Annotated in this window: 13 protein-coding genes; 3 read left to right on the top strand and 10 right to left on the bottom strand. The window is 38.9% G+C overall.

What is annotated here, in order from left to right; all coding sequences use genetic code 11:
* Nucleotides 1-17: 17 nt before the first annotated feature.
* The 4 genes from AL038_RS01035 to AL038_RS01020 all read right to left on the bottom strand — a co-directional run bounded on the left by AL038_RS01035 (nucleotide 18) and on the right by AL038_RS01020 (nucleotide 4,176).
* Nucleotides 18-401, bottom strand: coding sequence for a response regulator (locus AL038_RS01035; RefSeq protein WP_101539230.1), 384 nt, complete (start codon nucleotides 399-401; stop codon nucleotides 18-20).
* 654 nt (nucleotides 402-1,055) lie between these two features.
* Nucleotides 1,056-2,414 carry a TRAP transporter large permease gene (locus tag AL038_RS01030; protein WP_062147725.1) on the bottom strand — a complete coding sequence of 453 codons (1,359 nt, stop codon included), beginning with the start codon at nucleotides 2,412-2,414 and terminating at the stop codon, nucleotides 1,056-1,058.
* A gap of 6 nt (nucleotides 2,415-2,420) precedes the next feature.
* Nucleotides 2,421-3,017, bottom strand: a complete 597-nt coding sequence (locus AL038_RS01025) for a TRAP transporter small permease subunit (protein WP_062147722.1) — start codon at nucleotides 3,015-3,017, stop codon at nucleotides 2,421-2,423.
* A gap of 91 nt (nucleotides 3,018-3,108) precedes the next feature.
* Entirely contained in the window at nucleotides 3,109-4,176 is a 1,068-nt protein-coding gene (locus AL038_RS01020) for a TRAP transporter substrate-binding protein (protein ID WP_062147719.1), read from the bottom strand.
* 412 nt (nucleotides 4,177-4,588) lie between these two features.
* Between AL038_RS01020 and AL038_RS01015 the strand changes: the two genes are divergently transcribed.
* Together AL038_RS01015 and AL038_RS01010 are read left to right on the top strand one after the other, a co-directional pair.
* Nucleotides 4,589-5,095 (top strand): DUF4381 domain-containing protein, encoded by a 507-nt coding sequence (locus tag AL038_RS01015; RefSeq protein WP_066246169.1) that lies wholly within the window; start codon nucleotides 4,589-4,591, stop codon nucleotides 5,093-5,095.
* A 301-nt stretch (nucleotides 5,096-5,396) separates the two neighbouring features.
* A complete protein-coding gene (locus AL038_RS01010) occupies nucleotides 5,397-7,310 on the top strand; it encodes an LTA synthase family protein (RefSeq protein ID WP_062147713.1) in 1,914 nt (637 codons plus the stop codon).
* Nucleotides 7,311-7,592: 282 nt separating this feature from the next.
* Here AL038_RS01010 and AL038_RS01005 read toward each other — a convergent pair whose 3' ends face one another.
* From AL038_RS01005 to AL038_RS00980, 6 genes are all read right to left on the bottom strand, one after another.
* A complete protein-coding gene (locus AL038_RS01005; protein ID WP_161575408.1) occupies nucleotides 7,593-8,504 on the bottom strand; it encodes a DUF58 domain-containing protein in 912 nt (303 codons plus the stop codon).
* Nucleotides 8,505-8,836: 332 nt separating this feature from the next.
* Nucleotides 8,837-9,787: a methenyltetrahydromethanopterin cyclohydrolase gene (mch, locus tag AL038_RS01000; RefSeq protein WP_062147707.1), complete on the bottom strand. Its 951-nt coding sequence runs from the start codon at nucleotides 9,785-9,787 to the stop codon at nucleotides 8,837-8,839.
* On the bottom strand, nucleotides 9,784-10,890 hold the full coding sequence (locus AL038_RS00995) for an ATP-grasp domain-containing protein (protein WP_062147703.1): 1,107 nt from the start codon (nucleotides 10,888-10,890) through the stop codon (nucleotides 9,784-9,786). Before AL038_RS00995 ends, mch begins: the two co-directional genes overlap by 4 nt.
* Nucleotides 10,887-11,789, bottom strand: a complete 903-nt coding sequence (locus AL038_RS00990; protein WP_062147700.1) for an NAD(P)-dependent methylenetetrahydromethanopterin dehydrogenase — start codon at nucleotides 11,787-11,789, stop codon at nucleotides 10,887-10,889. The genes AL038_RS00995 and AL038_RS00990 overlap by 4 nt, the downstream gene beginning before the upstream one ends.
* Before the next feature lie 339 nt (nucleotides 11,790-12,128).
* Nucleotides 12,129-12,527 carry a holo-ACP synthase gene (gene acpS, locus AL038_RS00985; protein ID WP_062147697.1) on the bottom strand — a complete coding sequence of 133 codons (399 nt, stop codon included), beginning with the start codon at nucleotides 12,525-12,527 and terminating at the stop codon, nucleotides 12,129-12,131.
* A 33-nt stretch (nucleotides 12,528-12,560) separates the two neighbouring features.
* Complete coding sequence (locus AL038_RS00980; protein ID WP_062147694.1) at nucleotides 12,561-13,106, bottom strand: hypothetical protein; 546 nt, start codon at nucleotides 13,104-13,106, stop codon at nucleotides 12,561-12,563.
* A gap of 349 nt (nucleotides 13,107-13,455) precedes the next feature.
* On the opposite strand from AL038_RS00980, the gene AL038_RS00975 reads away from it, so the two are divergent.
* Complete coding sequence (locus AL038_RS00975) at nucleotides 13,456-17,832, top strand: hybrid sensor histidine kinase/response regulator (protein ID WP_062147692.1); 4,377 nt, start codon at nucleotides 13,456-13,458, stop codon at nucleotides 17,830-17,832.
* The last annotated feature ends 217 nt before the right edge of the window (nucleotides 17,833-18,049 follow it).

Below are 18,049 nucleotides of genomic sequence, written 5' to 3'. Positions count from 1 at the left end.
AAGTGAATTACTGAAAATTAGGCAGTAATAATTAATTTTTGTACGCGTGCATGTAAATCAGCACGGTTAAACGGTTTACAAATAACATCATTCGCACCAACATCCAAACAACGTTGTTTAGCGGTTGGGTCATCCCATGCGGTAATCATCATAATGGGTGTCTGGGCGAGCGTGGGGTTTGCACGCAATCGTCGACACACTTCAAAGCCATTCATCCCCGGCATCATTACATCTAATATAACAAGGGCAGGATGTATAGATTCTGCTTTTTCTAACCCCTGCGCCCCATTTTCTGCAAAAAATAATTGGTACTCATCTGATTCCAACAAGGCTTCTAAGCTGGAACGTGACACAATTTCGTCGTCAACAATGAGAAGAGTTATTTTCTCTTGATTTTGCATAACGCTGGTTTCCATAGAATTATTAGTTTTTATCTTATCGGAAAGTCATACAGTTAAGTAGGGTTTTGCGCTATTCCCCAACTGTTATAACGCAAGGCTCAACAGTTTGAAAAAGTAGGTAGAAAAACTATCCACTTTTTCTCTGCTTTCAAATCAGTTTTACATTTTATCAATTATCAGACCACGTAAGAAAACAGATGTGATTAATACGCCCTAACGTGGGTAAATAAAAGAGGGATTTCATCTACTAGGGGTTTAACCCCATTAAGGATGTCCAATAATATTACTTTAATTCTATACAATTATTTTTAAATTACTTCTCTAAACAAACACAAGATAGCTTGATAACTGCTTATTTGGAACGCTCACGATTTAGTCACCTGTCTGATAGTGACCCAGTACAATAACAGTTACGCTATAAAATACGTTAAAACTGACATAATACATGTATGACTGCGATTCTCTAAGATAACACACACCCTTCTGCTCATTGCGTAAGTTCTATATTTTATATAATTTATGCTGAATCCATGCCAAAGTTAGAAACTAATCAACATTCACAGTCACATGCCACAAAAAAGGGCAACCATTCAGTGGGTTGCCCATCTTATTATTTAATACGTTACAAAAATGGGTAATACACGCTTTACCGATTTACCCATACGCAACACTTGGTAACCATAAAACCAAATCTTTCCAAAGATAAGTAATCATTAGCCCTACAAGTTGCAAGATAATAAAAGGCACAACACCACGATAAACATGTCCTATTCGAATTTCTGGTGGTGCAACCCCTTTAAGATAAAACAGTGCAAAACCAACAGGAGGCGTTAAAAATGATGTTTGCAAACAAACGGCAAACACAACCGTAAACCAAACTAAATCAAAGCCTAGCTCTACAACGACTGGTGCAACCAGTGGTAAGACAATTAATGTAATCTCTACCCAATCTAAGAAAAACCCTAAGATAAAGACAACACATAAAATGGCAATAACAACCCCATCAGGTCCAAAGGGGAGTGATTTTAAACCACTAGCAACTAACTCATCGCCACCTAATCCTCTCAATACCAAAGAATAAGCTGTTGCGCCAACAAAAATAGCAAAGATAAAAGCCGTCGTTTTAGTTGTTTCAATAGAGACATCTTTCAACATCCGAAAATTCAAGCGACCTTTAAATAAAGCCAATAATGCTGCACCAAATGCACCCACACCAGACGCTTCTGTTGGTGTTGCAATTCCCATAAAAATACTACCCAACACAGCCAAAATTAGCAGTGCTGGCGGCAACACAGCAATGAGTGCTAACACAACTACTTTTAAAGTAACAGGTTCAGCATTTTCAGGCAAAGGCGCAAGTTCTGGTTTAAGATAAGAAATAACCAAAATATACAGAATAAACAATACACCTAACAAAATACCCGGTAATAATGCACCTAAAAATAAATCACCTGCGGGTAAAGACAAACGGTCAGCCATTAATACCAACATAATACTGGGCGGAATTAAAATGCCCAACGTGCCAACCGCGCAAATCGTACCACAAGCTAATTCTTTACTATAACGCTGTTCCAACATGGGCGGCAGTGCGAGCAATGTTAATAAGGTAACTGACGCGCCAATAATTCCCGTTGAGGCTGCCAACAATAAACCAATTAACGCGACGGTTATCGCATATCCACCTCGCACACGCCCGAATAATTTAACCAAATTACTCATTAACTGCTCTGCCATGCCTGAACGGTCTAACATCAACCCCATAAAAACAAACATAGGTAGGGCAACCAATACCCAGTTGTTCATAATGTCCCAAATACGTTCAACAACTAACGAGGTTTCTGCCCAACTTTCAATAATAAAGACATTTACATCATAATTTGCACTAATAAAAATTGAGATTGCACTGAAAACAACCGCTAACCCCCCTAAAATCCATGCAACGGGAAACCCTGTAAATAACAATAGGATAAAGGATAAAAACATGGAAAGTGCAAGAATTTGGTCTAATTCCATGATGGTTTACCCCTGACGAATTGGTTTAGGCAAGCCAAATAACAAACTTGTACAACGTAACAAGCGCGAAATGGCAGCAATGGCTAATAAAATAAAACCTATTAGTAAAACAGATTTAATTAGCCAACGATAAGGTAATCCCCCCGGTGCCTGTGATACTTCATTGATTTTATAAGCATCATAAACAAAAGGTGTTGCGTAAATAATGACTAACGCGATAAATGGCAACAAAAAGAAAAAAATTCCCAATAATTCAATCCATGTTTGAAGCTTTAAGCTCAGTCGGTCATGTAGGATATCAATGCGAACATGTGAATCGGATTGATAACAATAAGATAATCCAAAAATAAATCCAATGGAGTAAAAATGCCATTGAATTTCTTCCAATTCAATACGCCCTTGCCCAAAAGCGTAACGCATAGTGACATTAAAAATAATCACCAGCATCAATGGCAACCAAACCCATGAAATAATCTCGCCTAAACGACGAATAAAACCGTCCAATTTTAGGGAGATAATATTACTTGGTAAGGTCGTATGATGAACAATATGGGAAAAATGAATAGACCCCTCACTAGGGGTGGGGTCGACAGATGGGTTCATAAGCCTCTCCTTGTCAGATAGGTATTAAGGAAAAAAGGGAATATTGCAGTCTCACATTCCCTTTTTTAGTCTTTCCTTAATGGTCGTGAGTTTAAAAATCACGTGGTAAATACGCCAAACCCTTCCAAATTTTGTAAGTTTCCATAAAGGCTTTCTGGCTTTCCATCACCTTTTTAAAATCAGCATCTTTTGAGGCTTCTTCAGCCATTACTTGCTGGGTTACTTTTTGTAGTTCACGCAATATAGGTTCTGGTAGCTTACTCGCAGTCACCCCTTTCTCTTGCAACGTTTTAATTACACCACCTTGTATGGCTTCCCCTTTAGCCGTAGAACGTGCGACGGCTGCGGTACATGCCATATCAATCATGGTTTTATTCGCTTCACTGAGTTTGCCCCACTCATCCTTATTCACCAGTAAGTAGCTAGCCGTAAAGGCTTGATGCCATCCGGGGAAGTAATTGTATTTAACAATCTTGTCAAATCCCAATTTTTGGTCAATGGCAGGCATAGAAAATTCGGTCGCATCAATCGCCCCTTTTTCTAGGGCTTGGAAAATTTCTCCCCCCGGTAACATGGTAACGGACGCACCAACTTGTTGAATAACACGCCCGCCAATGCCTGCAAAACGAATTTTTAAGCCTTTTAAATCATCTAAGACATTAATCGGATTACGAAACCAACCCGCTGTTTCAGGGCCAATAATGCTACACAAAATAGGATGTACATTTTGCTTGCCATACACCTCTTCGCCTAATTGTCGACCACCGCTTTCATACCACCATGCGGTATATTCCCAAGGCTCCATACCAAAAGGAACGGCTGCAAACAAAGGCGAGGCAGGAATTTTGCCTTGGTCATAGCCTATCCACGTATAGCCCGCAGGCACTTTATTATTTTTTACTGCATCCGTAATTTCAAACGGCGGAACGAGTTTACCCGGTTCTGATACACGCAATTCAATATCACCGCCACTGGCTTTCATCAAGCTATCAGCGACATAAGTGATAGGATCACCTAAACCCGGTAAGTCAGAAGCAAACGCAACAGGTACACGCCAGCGCACTTTTTCGGCTGCCGTGGTGAGTGAACTAAAACAACTACCAAAAGTAAAGGTTGCCGCGATTGCGGTTACAAGTAATTGATGGCGTACAAAACGCATGTTTTTCTCCTTGTGTGGTGGGGTATAAATAGTTATTAACTATTTAAGCTTTTGGTAATACACAACAAATCAATATTCACAAAATTTTCAAATGGATAAGATTAAAAAATGAAAATTTTGATTCAGATAAGTCTTGCATTTACCTAATTTTTATTTGGCACACCGTTTGTTCTGTTATAAAGCCATTTTTTATAATATTTTAAGCATAACACACTACGTTTTATTTACAGATAGGTTAATTTAATTATCAATATTTATAAATAGTTAAATGTAAAACTATTCTTCCAAATATTGCTAATTGAGACAAAACTATAGGTATAAAATTATAGACAGTAAAATTATTGATATAAGTCGCATTGCCCTTATTGATAGTAGCGGTGCAATGTTGCCCGTTTACCTATATTTTTTTGTTATGAATCCCACTCCTGAATTGGCATTACGTGATATTCATTTACCCGACCCTGTCAGTTGGTTTCCACCTGCTTTAGGCTGGTGGTTGTTATTAATCATCGTGCCACTACTGATAGGGCTAGTATTTTGGGTATGGCGTTATCGTCAAAGAATACAAACCAGTCCGCAAAAAAACGCGCTAACCCGTCTGCAACAATTAGAACAGCAATATCAAACGCATCAAAATACACAGCAGTTAGTAATTGAATTATCGCGTTTATTACGGCGTGCGTGCTTAAGTTATTATAATCGTCAACAAGTTGCTGGTTTAACAGGTGAAGCATGGCTACAGTTTTTAGATAAACCTTTGGTCAATCAACCCTTTTCACAAGGCATTGGGCGAGCATTATCGGAGATGCCTTATCAGGCAACAGCAAATGTTGATGCACCTGCGCTAATTACACTCTGTCGTGAATGGTTAAAAAAGCTGCCCGCTCAATCATCACAATTGAATCACCCACAAAAATAACGTAGATACCACCGCCTCAAGCGGTGTTATCTGTTATTACTTTCCCATAAAGTTAGCACCAGAAAAATGAGGTTTTGTTTCCATCAGAGCAAAATAACTTGTTAAACACTGCTTGAGTAGAATGAACGGTTTAAATCAGATTAATTAAGTTAATTTAATGATTAATGATTGTTGTAACTAACTAGTTATTAAATAATAATTTTTCTGATTTGCTAGGTTAGCGTTTTACACATTATTCATAGAGATTTAAGTAAAACGTGAAATACTAGCGCGACATCTTTTACGTTCATGAGTATTTTCTGTGAGAAATTTATTCAACAGTCGCTATAACTTTATCCCGTTTTTAATAGTCATTTATCTGATTTTATCCACATTATTGCGTGTTACCTTGTGGGTTAAATTTGGAACAGATGCAGATGTAACACCGTATGCCTTGCCACTTATCTTATTAGCAGGATTGGTTAATGATGGCGTTGTTTTAACTTATTTACTTTTACCATTATCACTGTTTTTACTAGTTATTCCTAATCGTTGGTTTCAAGGAAAATCAGGGAAAATACTCAGCCTGATACTTCTGTTTCTCTATGCCTACAGCTTTGTTTATCTGGTTGAAGCCGAGTTTTTCTTTTTTGAAGAATTTAATGCGCGCTTTAATCTGGTTGCGGTAGATTATCTAATTTATCCACATGAAGTATTTATTAATATTTGGGAGTCATACCCTGTTCCCGCTGTTTTGGCATTTAACTTCTTATTAGTTCTCGCCTTGCTTTACGCAGGTTGGCAAAAGCTATCTCCGTTTTTAGCGCAAAAAGTAACTGTAAAACAGCGGTTTGCTTTTCTTGGGCTACATTTATCCTGTATCGGGGTTTTTGCATACAGCGTTTCGACGAATAGCCTTGCTTTCTCAGAAAATCGGGTTGCAAATGAAATAACCGTCAATGGGGTTAGTAGCTTTTTTCAAGCCTTATCAACCAATGAGTTAGATTACCATCTTTACTATCGCACGGGTGACACGACAGCATTATTCGATACCCTTACGAACAGCTTAAAAGTCGGTGGTGGCGAATTTACACATCTAGCAGAGCGACATATAGACCGACATTTTCCCGCCAATCCACAAGGATTAGGTAAATTAAATGTCGTTGTTGTTGTTGAAGAATCATTTGGTTCAGAGTTTGTTAGTTGTTTAGGCGATGATCGTAAACTCACCCCTTATTTTGACCAATTAGCACAACAAGGGATGTTATTTAATCACGCTTATGCAACAGGTACACGTACAGTGCGTGGTTTAGAAGCAATTACCTTGTCATTTCCGCCAATTCCTAGCGAATCGGTTTTAAAACGCCCTAATAATGAAGATATGCCCAATTGGGGAACCGTTATGCAAGCGCAAGGTTATCAAAGTAGCTTTTTATACGGTGGTTATGGCTATTTTGACAATATGAATTATTTCTATAGCCACAATGGGTTTGCGGTGCAAGACCGCAGCGATATGCCCCCTCCACATTTTGCCAATATTTGGGGGGTGAGTGATGAGGATTTATTCAATCATGCGTTGAATTATTACGACCAACAAACGGCTAAAAAACAACCCTTTTTCTCTATAATTATGACAACGTCTAATCATAAACCATTTACTTTTCCTGAAGGTATTCCACAAATTCCCGCGACAGGTGGCGGGCGTGATGCGGGTATTCGTTATGCAGATTACGCGCTAGGAAAGTTTATAGAAGCGGCACGTCAAAAAGAGTGGTTTAATCAAACTGTGTTTATAGTGGTTGCTGACCACGGAGCGCGGGTGTATGGCAAGGCAGATATTCCATTGCGGACTTATCAAATCCCTTTATTAATTTTCGCGCCTAACCATATACAACCAACCGTTGTAGAACGTCCCATCGGGCAAATGGATATTGCACCAACAGTATTAGGATTACTGGGGTTGGAATATGAAGCCCCTTTCTTTGGGCAAAATGTGTTTAATCTCCCTCCTGAACAGCCCAGTATTTTACTGTTTAATCATAATCATGCAGTCGCTTTAAAACAGGGTGATATTTTATCTTTATTAGATTTAAACGGTAAAACAAACCAAGTCACTTATGACGCAACGCATGAGCGGTTTACACCGTTACAGCAAGTTGATAAAAATCAACTGGATTTAACCACTGCGTATTATCAACTCGCGGTCGAACAATTCCAGCATCATCAGAAACATTAAACAGAAATACCAATGTTTCCTGTGTAAAAAAATAGATATAGCAAACGTGCCATAAAGTGATTTAAATTTAGGGTTAGCAATCCTGTGAGGACTGCTAACCCTCTGTATTTTTTTATAGTGCGTTTACTATACCATTGCTTAAACCGATGGTATCTATTCATATAACTAATGAATTTTAAATATATAAAGCATTTAATTTAGTTTTTTAAATTCGGATAATCCAATAATATCCATCTTATTTTATATAAACTGTTTGATAAAGTTTTTTTCAACTAAACCCTATTAAAAATGTGCTTGTTGTCGTCGTGCGCGTTGACGCAATCCGTTTAGAATCCCTGTGTAAACATCTTCATCTGTCCGTAAACTAAAAAAATCCATTTGTAATTGACGGGTTAATGTCTGTAATTCTGCCCGTTGTTGTTCCCAACTTTGACGATAAGCTAAACAGCCTATGGGATTATCTGTATCAATCAAGGCGTTTGTGCCATCGGCTGCTGTAAAATAAATCTTGCCAATAGCGGGCAGAGTATAATCGGCAACATCATCAATTGTAATTAATACAATCTCGTGTCGTTGATGTAGGGGACGTAATAATTGCGCGAGCATTGCTTTTTCTATTTGATGAAAATCACTGATAATGAATACTAAAGCCCCTGTCTGTGCATTGCGTTGTAACAAGTGTAATCCCTGTTGTAGGGCTGTATCCTTAGGTTTTACATCAGTCGTACTGTCACTTAACCCTTTTAACAAGTGCCAAAAAGCCCGTTGTGAATGATTAGGACGATATAAACGTGGTTCACCTTGTCCAATAATAAGCCCGCCCACTCTATCGCCATGCCCTTGCGCACTCCAGCCTAATAAAGCTGCCGCCCGCGCCGCTTGAATGTGTTTAAACGTGCCGCGTGTGCCAAACTGCATAACCGCACTCATATCTATACATAACAATACATTACGCTCGCGTTCTTCTCGATAGGTTTTTAAATACGGTTTACGTACCCGTGCGGTAACGCGCCAATCAATATGTCTGATTTCATCACCATAGTGATATTCACGTACTTCATCAAAATCCATTCCTTGCCCCCGAAAAACGGATGCATATAAACCACTTAAGGGAGTATGTGTTTTTTGTGCAGAGACTAAACCAACGCTATGTGCTTGATAGCGAAGTTGAACCAATTCATCAAAACGGGGCATGAGCATGGTTTTCTCCAGAGATTATCTGAATCAGGATTTTTAAGATAATTGGATAGAAAAATATTCATTTCTTGTCTCTATCATTCTGTCAATCCTGAAAATTCTGATTCAGACATTTTATCGACGCTAAATAAACAAGCAGCAAGGATATTTATTTAGCATGTTAGTGATAGGCAATGCCGACATTTGGCTTTCTTCTTTAAAAAAGAAGGAATCTTTGACACCTTTAAGTATTTTATCAATCGATGACTTTCAATTAATAAACTGTAAACAGAGGATATTTTATCTATTTCTGTTGATAAAAAGGCTTAGGATAAAGTTAAGTTATGCCTCTATTCCCCAAAAGAAACCGCTAAACCTTGGTTGTCTATTTGTCCCGCACGGAAGCTCCGACCACTATCTAAGGCGGTAACAATAACTTGAGCAGGGCTGAATAACATGGGGTCAATTTTAAAGAAATCATATTGATAGTCTTTAAAAATTTCTGCAAAGGGTTTGCCATAATCGCGGGATGCACTACTGGGCAATTGTTCGGCAAGTTGTTTTGCGTCGCTGTCGTCGCCTGTTACAAATAGTTGTACTTGTCCACCGAATAAAATGGCATCGTTAGTTCGTCCCATTGCTGTAACAAAATCTTTTGCGGGAGGAGGCAAGGGCGCGCTTCCCATGCCGTCTATAACACGTTCTAGGGGAAAGTGTAGGGTATGCACTTTGTGCATTGCGACTTCTAACACCCGTGCAACAATTTGCACGCATCCCGCTAAACTGCGGGTTGGTGTGAGAATCAGGGTTAAGGCTTCGGCGGAGGGTAAACGACAGTCTTGGACAATTTTGTCGATAATTGCTTGTGGGGGAATTTTATCAACTTCTAAAACAAGCGTTGTATTGGTGGCGTTATCTGTCAGTCCTAATTCAGCAAACAGCGGTTCTTTTTGGGCTAAAATGCGCCCTGCCCCTGAACCTAATGCGTAAAATTTTTCATGGCTTAAACTCCAGCCTGCGTATTGACTACCTAAACAAGCTAACACGGGATTACTGGTATTAACTTGTACTTGCCATGACCACGCACCTTGTCCTGTGTTGACGAGTTGCACATGCCCAAGTCCACCCATACAAATTTCAGCAATGCGTAGTCCTGCTTGAATACTGCCTGCGGTATTAATGCCTGCATCAATCACGGTGCAATGAGGTTTTTCCACTAATAGGCGCAATTTTTCTGCTTCTTTTAACAGTTGCGTTACCAGTGGTTGGGTTAGGGCATTAATACTTAATCTACTATTCATACTGCTATCTCCTGCCATCGTTTTAAGCATGTTTGTAATTGTTTTTCTCTTTTAATTACGGTGAGCTGACTTTGTTTACCTTGTGCGAACACCGTACAAATGGGTTCTCCCCGCTGAATGATACTATTGGGTCGTGGATGGTCAGCCGTCCACGCAGGCCATTCAGGATGGGCGGGAATTTTGAGGGTTCGTTGGGCATATAAAATAATTTTTGCCCGTAAATGATGAGGATGTAATAGTATTTCAGGTAAGACACCATCACAGGCTTGTAAGTGCCAATAGAATAAATCACCTTTTTGTTGATGTAATTCAAAGGTTGAGGGAGGACGGGGGTTAATTTCTAATACATGAAAACCCGTTGCATTAAGAAGAATATCCATCCCACATAATCCACGCAGCCCTGTTTCACGCACTAGTAAGGCAACAACCTCAGTCAATTCAGTTTGAAAAGGCATGTCATCAACACTCATCGCCCCTGCATATAAATAGGGCGCGCTGGCAAATTCTTCGTTAATCCATTGTTCGTTATAGCCAACGACGCGCGATTGTTTTCCATCGGCAAGAAATAAAACTGAGTGGGGTTTACCTTCCAAATAGCGTTGGTAATAACAGGGTTGCCCACCAATGCTAAAGGATTGTTTTAGTGGATGTACATGATATCCACCTGTTCCCCCAATGGTTTTAACTAACCAGCGGTTAGTTGTAATATCGGGCATTTCTAATTGGGTTTCTGGATGGGGAATATTTAAGCGTTTGAGTAATGAAAAAAAATAACGCGGGTCTTTTACTGCTTGAACAACATCGGGCGAATTACCGTATAAGTGCCGTCCCCTCGCTAGTTGAGCTAACAAATGCGGACAATGTTCAAATCCTGCACCATAGACTAATGGGGTATGCGGTGGACATAACTCTTGTGCTTGGGTTAATAAATCCACCGCATCAAAACCGTCTGATTCTGTTTTTACGCGCCGACTGGCAAGAGTGATGCGTTGTGTATCTACATCATCATATAAATCCAGTACGTAAACAGGCAATCCAGTTTTGTGTGCGGCTGTTGCTAAAGAGCGGGCAGAAACCGCTGCTATAAGCACAGGGGTGTTCATGATTTTTCTGCGAATTGACAGGCTAGCTCAAATGCACTGGGTAATTCCAGATAAACGGGTTTATCTGTTGCTAACATATTTTTTAAGAGATTATGTTGCACTTGATACTTGACGTTACCAATGGCTAACGCGCCGATAGCCTTCGCGTGGAGTGGTGTATTTAAGGCTTTACCATTGTCCATCACACCTACCCCTGCAATCCCTTCAGGGGGTACGGCGTTGACATCGGCAGCCACTAATAATTTGTCGGCGGTTAATAAATCTTCAGCCGTTAAAACTTGCACGCCTGCTTTTGCAGTGCTGAATGCAACAGTGGTTTGTTGTAATAACTCAAGGCGTTTTTTCGGGGTGCTACCGTCGGCAGGTAACAGTTTGATTGCATAACGTTCACTATAGGCATCTACTAATTTGCAGGCAGCTTCCATCCCCCGATGGCTTACGATACGAACGTCAGCACCACAGCGGGCGGCAATAACCCCCGCACATAAGCCCACAGGACCTGTGCCACCAAAAATTGCAACTTGTTCCCCTTGTAGGGTTTTTTGATAGCTTTTTAGGGCTTTAATCACTAAGGCGACTAAACCTGCGGCAGTGGTTGCTGAACCGCTAGGGTCTAGCATGACAGAGGCTTCAAAGGGGGGAACCATTGCTTGTTTGGCTTGTTTTAGCATGTCATCCGCAACGGCAATATCACGCCCTCCAATAAAAATACCTGTGCGTTTTACGCCTTTTGGGCCTCTGGAAAAAATTGCATCTTGTACCAAACCTGCAATTTCACTCACTTCTACTGATGTGTAGGGAATAATATGTTCAAATCCCGCATCGATTGCCATGTTGACATCAAAAGGGCTAACATTTTTTTCAGGGGTAAAGATGTGTAGGATAGTGGCTTTTTCCATGTTGTTATGCCTCCGTTATTCTCTTCTGTTCCAATGGTGATAAGGTGAAAGCCTATGTCATAGGTGGCTTTTCTATTTATGAGGTGTGTATCTACACATAATCATTATATCTATGACGTGAAGTACACCCGTATTCTAGTACACTTGCCCAAAAAGCGAAAACGCGATACTAGGCACAGTATTTGTCTAAGTGAGCGAGTCATTAATCTGTTTTTAAAACAAAAATAACCGCAAAATAAAAAGGCGAATAGGTCTTGTCTATTCGCCTGCACCAAATATAAATTTTTTTAATACTATTATCGTTGACTATTATTATTAACTATAATCTGCCATGTGTCCTTACGACAAGCGTTCCAAGATGACAACTGCGGCAGCAATTCCCACAGAATGTGAAAGACTGACATGTGTTTGCGTAACCCCCAATTGTTCAGCAATTTGTTTTGCTGTTCCATATAAGGTGATGTATGGCGCGCCACTATCATGATTTAATACTTCTATTTCTTGAAAGGTAACATGTTGTTTTAACCCCGCGCCAATCGCCTTCATCAAGGCTTCTTTAACTGCAAACTTGCCTGCGTAATGTTCAGTAGGGTCGCGGTATTTTTGACAACTTATGATTTCTTCCGCAGTAAAGAGCCGTTGTGTAAAACGGTCTTTAAAGTCATTAATCCCTTCACGGATACGCACTTGGTCGGCAATATCAATGCCTATACCTATAATCATGGTTAAATCATCCATGCCATACTACGCCAGTGTAGATAAATAAATGCGTTAAGATGCACCCATCTTTGTTGTATTCGTCAGCATATCCGCTTGGCGTGTACATCCTTGCGTTTGCATCCACTTTGCTTTATCTGTGTTACTTGCGGTTGCTAAGTTTGATGGTAAGCGATGTGTATTAACAATTCTTCCTATATCATTAACTTGAATCATATAGGAAAGGTTTTCACTTAGCGGTAATTTTTTTTGTGGCCATGTGAGCATGGTCTGGTTTGTAGGCCAACGGAGCATGACCTCCGATTGTGAGGCAGTATCGTATTGTTGAATAGTCACTTTTAAGGGTTCACTGGCATCAGAACGCCATAAACTGACGTTTTCTTGTGAAATGTAACAAAAATCACCTGATTCATAAACATTAATTGCCCATACGGTTGGTGGTAATTCTGAATTACTACGCGGACGTGGACGCAGTTGCAATTTAGGTGCGGTTTCATCTTGTGCGTTGTTAGGATGGAGTTTGCCCGTTTGTTCCTCAGCATATCCTACGGGTATCAAACTAACTAAAGTAAATAAAACAAGTATGTTAGAAAAGTACATAGTCAATTTCCATTTATGATTTAAATTGAAACGTAGCTATTATTATTTGGTATAAATTTATTATTTTCAACAAATGGGTGTTTATTTGATACTACTAAAATTTTATAATAATTATGTGTATATATGAAATATATTTTATGGTATTTCATACGATAATTACCTATCCTTGTCAGTTGAAACGCAAAAATCATTCAAGTCAGAATTTTCAAAATTATCCGTGTTCACAACCATAAAAATTAACTTATTGATAACTTAACCCAGCATGATAATAAATTTATTTTTACCAATTTAAATCAAGTTAGTATGGTTATTTATTTTCTTACCTTCTTAAAAACACAACCTAATATTTATGTATAAACAATGCTGCTGGTTAATTTGTTGGTGCTTATGGTCTTTTTCCGTCGTTGCGGAAGAACCAGCTATCAAATTTAGAAACCTATCCCTAAAAGAAGGATTATCACAAAATAAGGTTTCTACCATTTTGCAGGACAAGCGCGGCTTTTTATGGTTTGGTACACAAGATGGTTTGGATCGTTATGATGGGTATGGTTTTACCAGCTACCGTCATAATCCGCTTAATACAACATCACTCAGTCATAATGAAATTAATACACTGTATGAAGATAAAGCGGGAACTTTATGGATAGGAACTGCCAATGGGTTAAATCGATTTGACCGTCAGCAAGAACAATTCATACGTTATTTCCACGATGCAACCAATCCCGCTAGTTTGAGTGACAATAACGTGTGGTCTATCGTTGAAGACCATACAGGCTTACTGTGGGTAAGTACACAACAAGGCGGATTGAATTGTTTAGATAAAAAAACCAATCAATTTACGCATTACACCCATGATTCGACAAATCCATCTAGTTTAAGTAGCAATAATACCTGGCAAGTTTTTGAAGACAGTTACCAAACCTTATGGATAGGCACTGATGGAGATGGATTGAATCGGTTTGATAGAAAAACAAAGCAGTTTATTCATTATTTAACAAATAACAATCAAGCAACCAACAGTGTAACGTCTCTGTTTGAAGACAGCCAACGGCGTTTATGGGTAGGCACCGCAGGGGGATTATTACGTTATGAGCGTGAAAAAGACAGTTTTTATACTTACACGGCTGATGCAACCGATAAAACCCGTTTAAGTCACCCTGTTATTTGGGCAATTGGGGAAGATAGACAAAAAAACTTATGGGTAGGCACTGATGGCGGTGGATTAAATCGGCTAAACTGGGAAACGCAAACATTTACCCGTTATACCAATGAATTAGAAGATAAATATAGTTTAACTAATAATCGCATTCTCTCTATTTATCGGGATAATGCGGGGACTTTATGGGTAGGGACAGATGGGGGAGGGGTTAATTATTATGATGCCCGTAATGATGCCATCTTCTCACATTATTTTGTTGATACTAATAATGAGAAAAATAGTTTAAGTAACAATAATGTACTGGCGTTATATGTAGATAGTCATAATGAATTATGGGTAGGCACAGACGGCGGGGGGCTTAACCGTTATGATGCAACACGAAAAAAAGTAACTGTTTATAAATACGAACCTGAAAATAAAAATAGCTTAATAAATAATACAGTTAGAGCAATTTATGAAGACAAAACAGGGGTTTTATGGGTAGGAACTGATGCGGGTGGATTACATCAATTTATTCCTAAAACAGAACAGTTTATACGTATTCAAAAGCCTAATTTAGTTGAAAATGTGCCTAATGCAGAAATGATTCGCACCCTATATGAGGACAGCCAAGGCACGTTTTGGGTTGGAACACGACAAGGACTATTTACCTTTGACCGCAAAACACACATTTTTTCAGCACCTTATTTTAGTAATCCCTCTAATCCTGCAAATACGGTCTTAAGCCTTTTAGAAGATCACACGGGTGCATTATGGGTTGGAACGCAAGGCATGGGATTAAAAAAATATCAACTAGACACGAAAAAATGGACAATATACCAGTCAAACTATAATGATAAAAACAGCTTGAGCAATGACATTGTTTCTAACATCCTAGAAACAAACACAGGCACGTTATGGATAGCAACGTTAGGCGGTGGACTTAATCAATTTAATCCACAAACAGAAAAATTTACGCGTTATCAAGAAAGTGAAGGTTTAGCAAACGATACGATTCATTGCTTACTTGAGGATAAACAAAATAATCTTTGGTTAGCCAGCAACAAAGGATTAATGAAGTTTACACCTGAACCGCACTTGATTATGACCTACGATGTGATGGATGGTTTACAAAGCAATCAGTTTAATCCTGCTTGTTTTAAAAGTCGGCAAAATGACATGTTTTTTGGCGGTATCAATGGTTTTAACATTTTTTCACCTGACAACTTTACAGAAAACCTTGCACCTCCCGTTGTTATGATTACAGACTTTAAAATTTTTAATAAATCTATGTCCGATTTACCCAATCCCCCACTTACCCAATCCATTTTAGAAACCAATACAATTACACTGGATTACACACAAACTTTTTTCTCCTTTGAGTTTACAGCCCTCAATTTTATTCGTACAGAAAAAAATGTTTATAAATACCGTTTAGAAGGTTTTGACCATGAATGGAATTATATAGGCAATAAACGCAGTGCGCACTATACCAATGTACCTGTTGGAACTTATGTTTTCCATGTTTTAGCCTCTAACAATAAAAATACGTGGAATGAAAATGAAACAGGTGCAATCATTACCATTCACATTTTGCCCCCACCGTGGAAAACATGGTGGGCTTATTTGGTTTATGGTTTAACCTTATTTTTATTATGTATTTATTATCTACATCGCCAACGCCGTACTTTACAACAAAAACAATCAGAAATAGATAGAATTACCCGCTTTTTAGAAGTGATACCCGTTGGTGTCAGCATGGTGGATAAACAGGGTAAATTAATCTATCACAATCATTGTGCGAGAATTCTTTTAGCGCGTGAACCACTAAATGGCGTTACATTAGAAGGCTTGCAAGCGCATTACGGTCTCTATTTAGCGGGTACACAACAGCACTATCCTTATGAACAATTACCATTAGTCAAAGCCTTGCAGGGCGAAACCAGTAACATAGATGATATGGAGATTCGTTATAATGGCAAAACGGTTGCGTTAGAAGTATGGGGTAATCCCATTTTTGACGAACAAGGACAACTCCTTTATGCCCTCAACACTATCCAAGATATTACCAAGCGTAAGGATGCGGAATCGCTGTTAAAAAGTTACAATCAAACCCTAGAAAAAGAAGTTGAAGAACGCACAAAAGCCTTGCGCGATAGTGAAGCGCAATTACGCCACGCAAAAGAAGCCGCTGAAGCAGCAAACCAAGCAAAAAGTTTATTTTTAGCAACCATGAGCCATGAACTGCGCACCCCATTAAATGGCATTTTAGGGTTTGCCCAAATATTAGAACGCGATTCCAGTCTATTGTCAGAACAACAAGCCCATGCGCGGACTATTTATCGTAATGGTGAATATTTACTCACCCTTATTGAAGATATTCTCGACTTAGCCAAAATTGAAGCAGGCAAATTAGAAATTACCCCCATAGATTTTAACTTACCTGATTTACTCAGCGACATTGTCAATGTATCCGCGATGCGGGCAACTATGAAAGAAGTACAATTTAACTACACCGCACTTTCTACCCTACCGCACGTTGTGCATGGCGACCCGAAACGCATCCGACAAATACTACTTAATTTGCTAAACAACGCCATTAAATTTACTGAACAAGGGCAAGTAGATTTTTATGTCAACTATCAACACAAAAAAGCCCGTTTTACAGTGAGAGATACTGGTGTAGGTATTGACAATACCTATCTAAACATCATTTTTGACACGTTTGAACAAGTGGGCGACCGCTTAAAGAAAAAAGAAGGAACAGGGCTAGGTCTAGCCATTAGTAAACGGCTGGTTGAAATGATGGACGGCATTTTACACGTTGAAAGTCAACTGGGTAAGGGAAGCTCTTTCTGGTTTGAAATTGAAATACCCAGTATTATAAAGGCTGAAACAACTGACCAAAAAACCGCACAAATTAAATCGATAAAAGGACAAAATCCCATTATTTTAGTGGTGGATGATTTACGGGAGAATCGACAAGTCGTCAGCCACCTACTCAAAAATATTGGTTGCATCGTGCTAGAAGCAGAAAATGGCACACAAGCCCTAACATTGGCAAAAAATTATCACCCTGTCGCAATCATTACCGATTTACACATGCCAGAAATGGATGGCTTTACCCTAATACACCATATTAAACAAAATAGTAGCCTAGCCAATACCTGCATCATTGCCAGCTCTGCCAGTGTGTTTGAAATTCGTCAACAACAAAGTTTACTCAACGGTTGCCATGCTTTTCTCCCTAAGCCTGTACGTGCAGAACAACTGTTTTTCATCCTCCAGCAACATTTAAACCTAGAATGGGTTTATGGCACATCTTATGCCACTACGGTAATATCCACAGCAGATGTTAATCAACAACTCACCTCGCCACCCATCTCTGATTTAGAAGCCCTGATAGACCTTGTATTTTCAGGAGATGTTATAGGTATTATTGAATATATTCAACGTTTAAAAACATCTGAAACAGACTTAAGCCTGTTTATCAACCATGTTTATACCTTAGCAGATAAATTGGAAATTAATGAGTTGAAAACTTTTCTGAAAAAACAGATAGAAATGCAACAGACAGCAAAAAGATAAAGACCAAAATTTAATTTCTCCCTAAACCAGAGATAGATAAAATCAAATATTTACAACTGGTTGAGAAAAAACCCCATTTAGTACTATCACGTATTATTTAGTGACACACGCATTAGGTGATTTACAATATCTTCTCCAAAAATATTATTAATTTACCTATAAAGTGCTTTAAACTGTCAATACAAAACCATAAAACGACACCAGAATAAGGATTAAA

The organism is Beggiatoa leptomitoformis (genome assembly GCF_001305575.3).
GTDB lineage: Bacteria > Pseudomonadota > Gammaproteobacteria > Beggiatoales > Beggiatoaceae > Beggiatoa > Beggiatoa leptomitoformis.
Note: the sequence above shows the minus strand (reverse complement) of the source record. Positions and strands in the feature narration are given on the sequence as shown.

Bases quoted from the DNA above. Each gene is read 5' to 3' on its own strand.
- AL038_RS01035 (WP_101539230.1), bottom strand. From the start codon at position 401: ATGCAAAATCAAGAGAAAATAACTCTTCTCATTGTTGACGACGAAATT.
- AL038_RS01030 (WP_062147725.1), bottom strand. From the start codon at position 2,414: ATGGAATTAGACCAAATTCTTGCACTTTCCATGTTTTTATCCTTTATC.
- AL038_RS01025 (WP_062147722.1), bottom strand. From the start codon at position 3,017: ATGAACCCATCTGTCGACCCCACCCCTAGTGAGGGGTCTATTCATTTT.
- AL038_RS01020 (WP_062147719.1), bottom strand. From the start codon at position 4,176: ATGCGTTTTGTACGCCATCAATTACTTGTAACCGCAATCGCGGCAACC.
- AL038_RS01015 (WP_066246169.1), top strand. From the start codon at position 4,589: ATGAATCCCACTCCTGAATTGGCATTACGTGATATTCATTTACCCGAC.
- AL038_RS01005 (WP_161575408.1), bottom strand. From the start codon at position 8,504: ATGCCCCGTTTTGATGAATTGGTTCAACTTCGCTATCAAGCACATAGC.
- mch (WP_062147707.1), bottom strand. From the start codon at position 9,787: ATGAATAGTAGATTAAGTATTAATGCCCTAACCCAACCACTGGTAACG.
- AL038_RS00995 (WP_062147703.1), bottom strand. From the start codon at position 10,890: ATGAACACCCCTGTGCTTATAGCAGCGGTTTCTGCCCGCTCTTTAGCA.
- AL038_RS00990 (WP_062147700.1), bottom strand. From the start codon at position 11,789: ATGGAAAAAGCCACTATCCTACACATCTTTACCCCTGAAAAAAATGTT.
- acpS (WP_062147697.1), bottom strand. From the start codon at position 12,527: ATGGATGATTTAACCATGATTATAGGTATAGGCATTGATATTGCCGAC.
- AL038_RS00980 (WP_062147694.1), bottom strand. From the start codon at position 13,106: ATGTACTTTTCTAACATACTTGTTTTATTTACTTTAGTTAGTTTGATA.
- AL038_RS00975 (WP_062147692.1), top strand. From the start codon at position 13,456: ATGTATAAACAATGCTGCTGGTTAATTTGTTGGTGCTTATGGTCTTTT.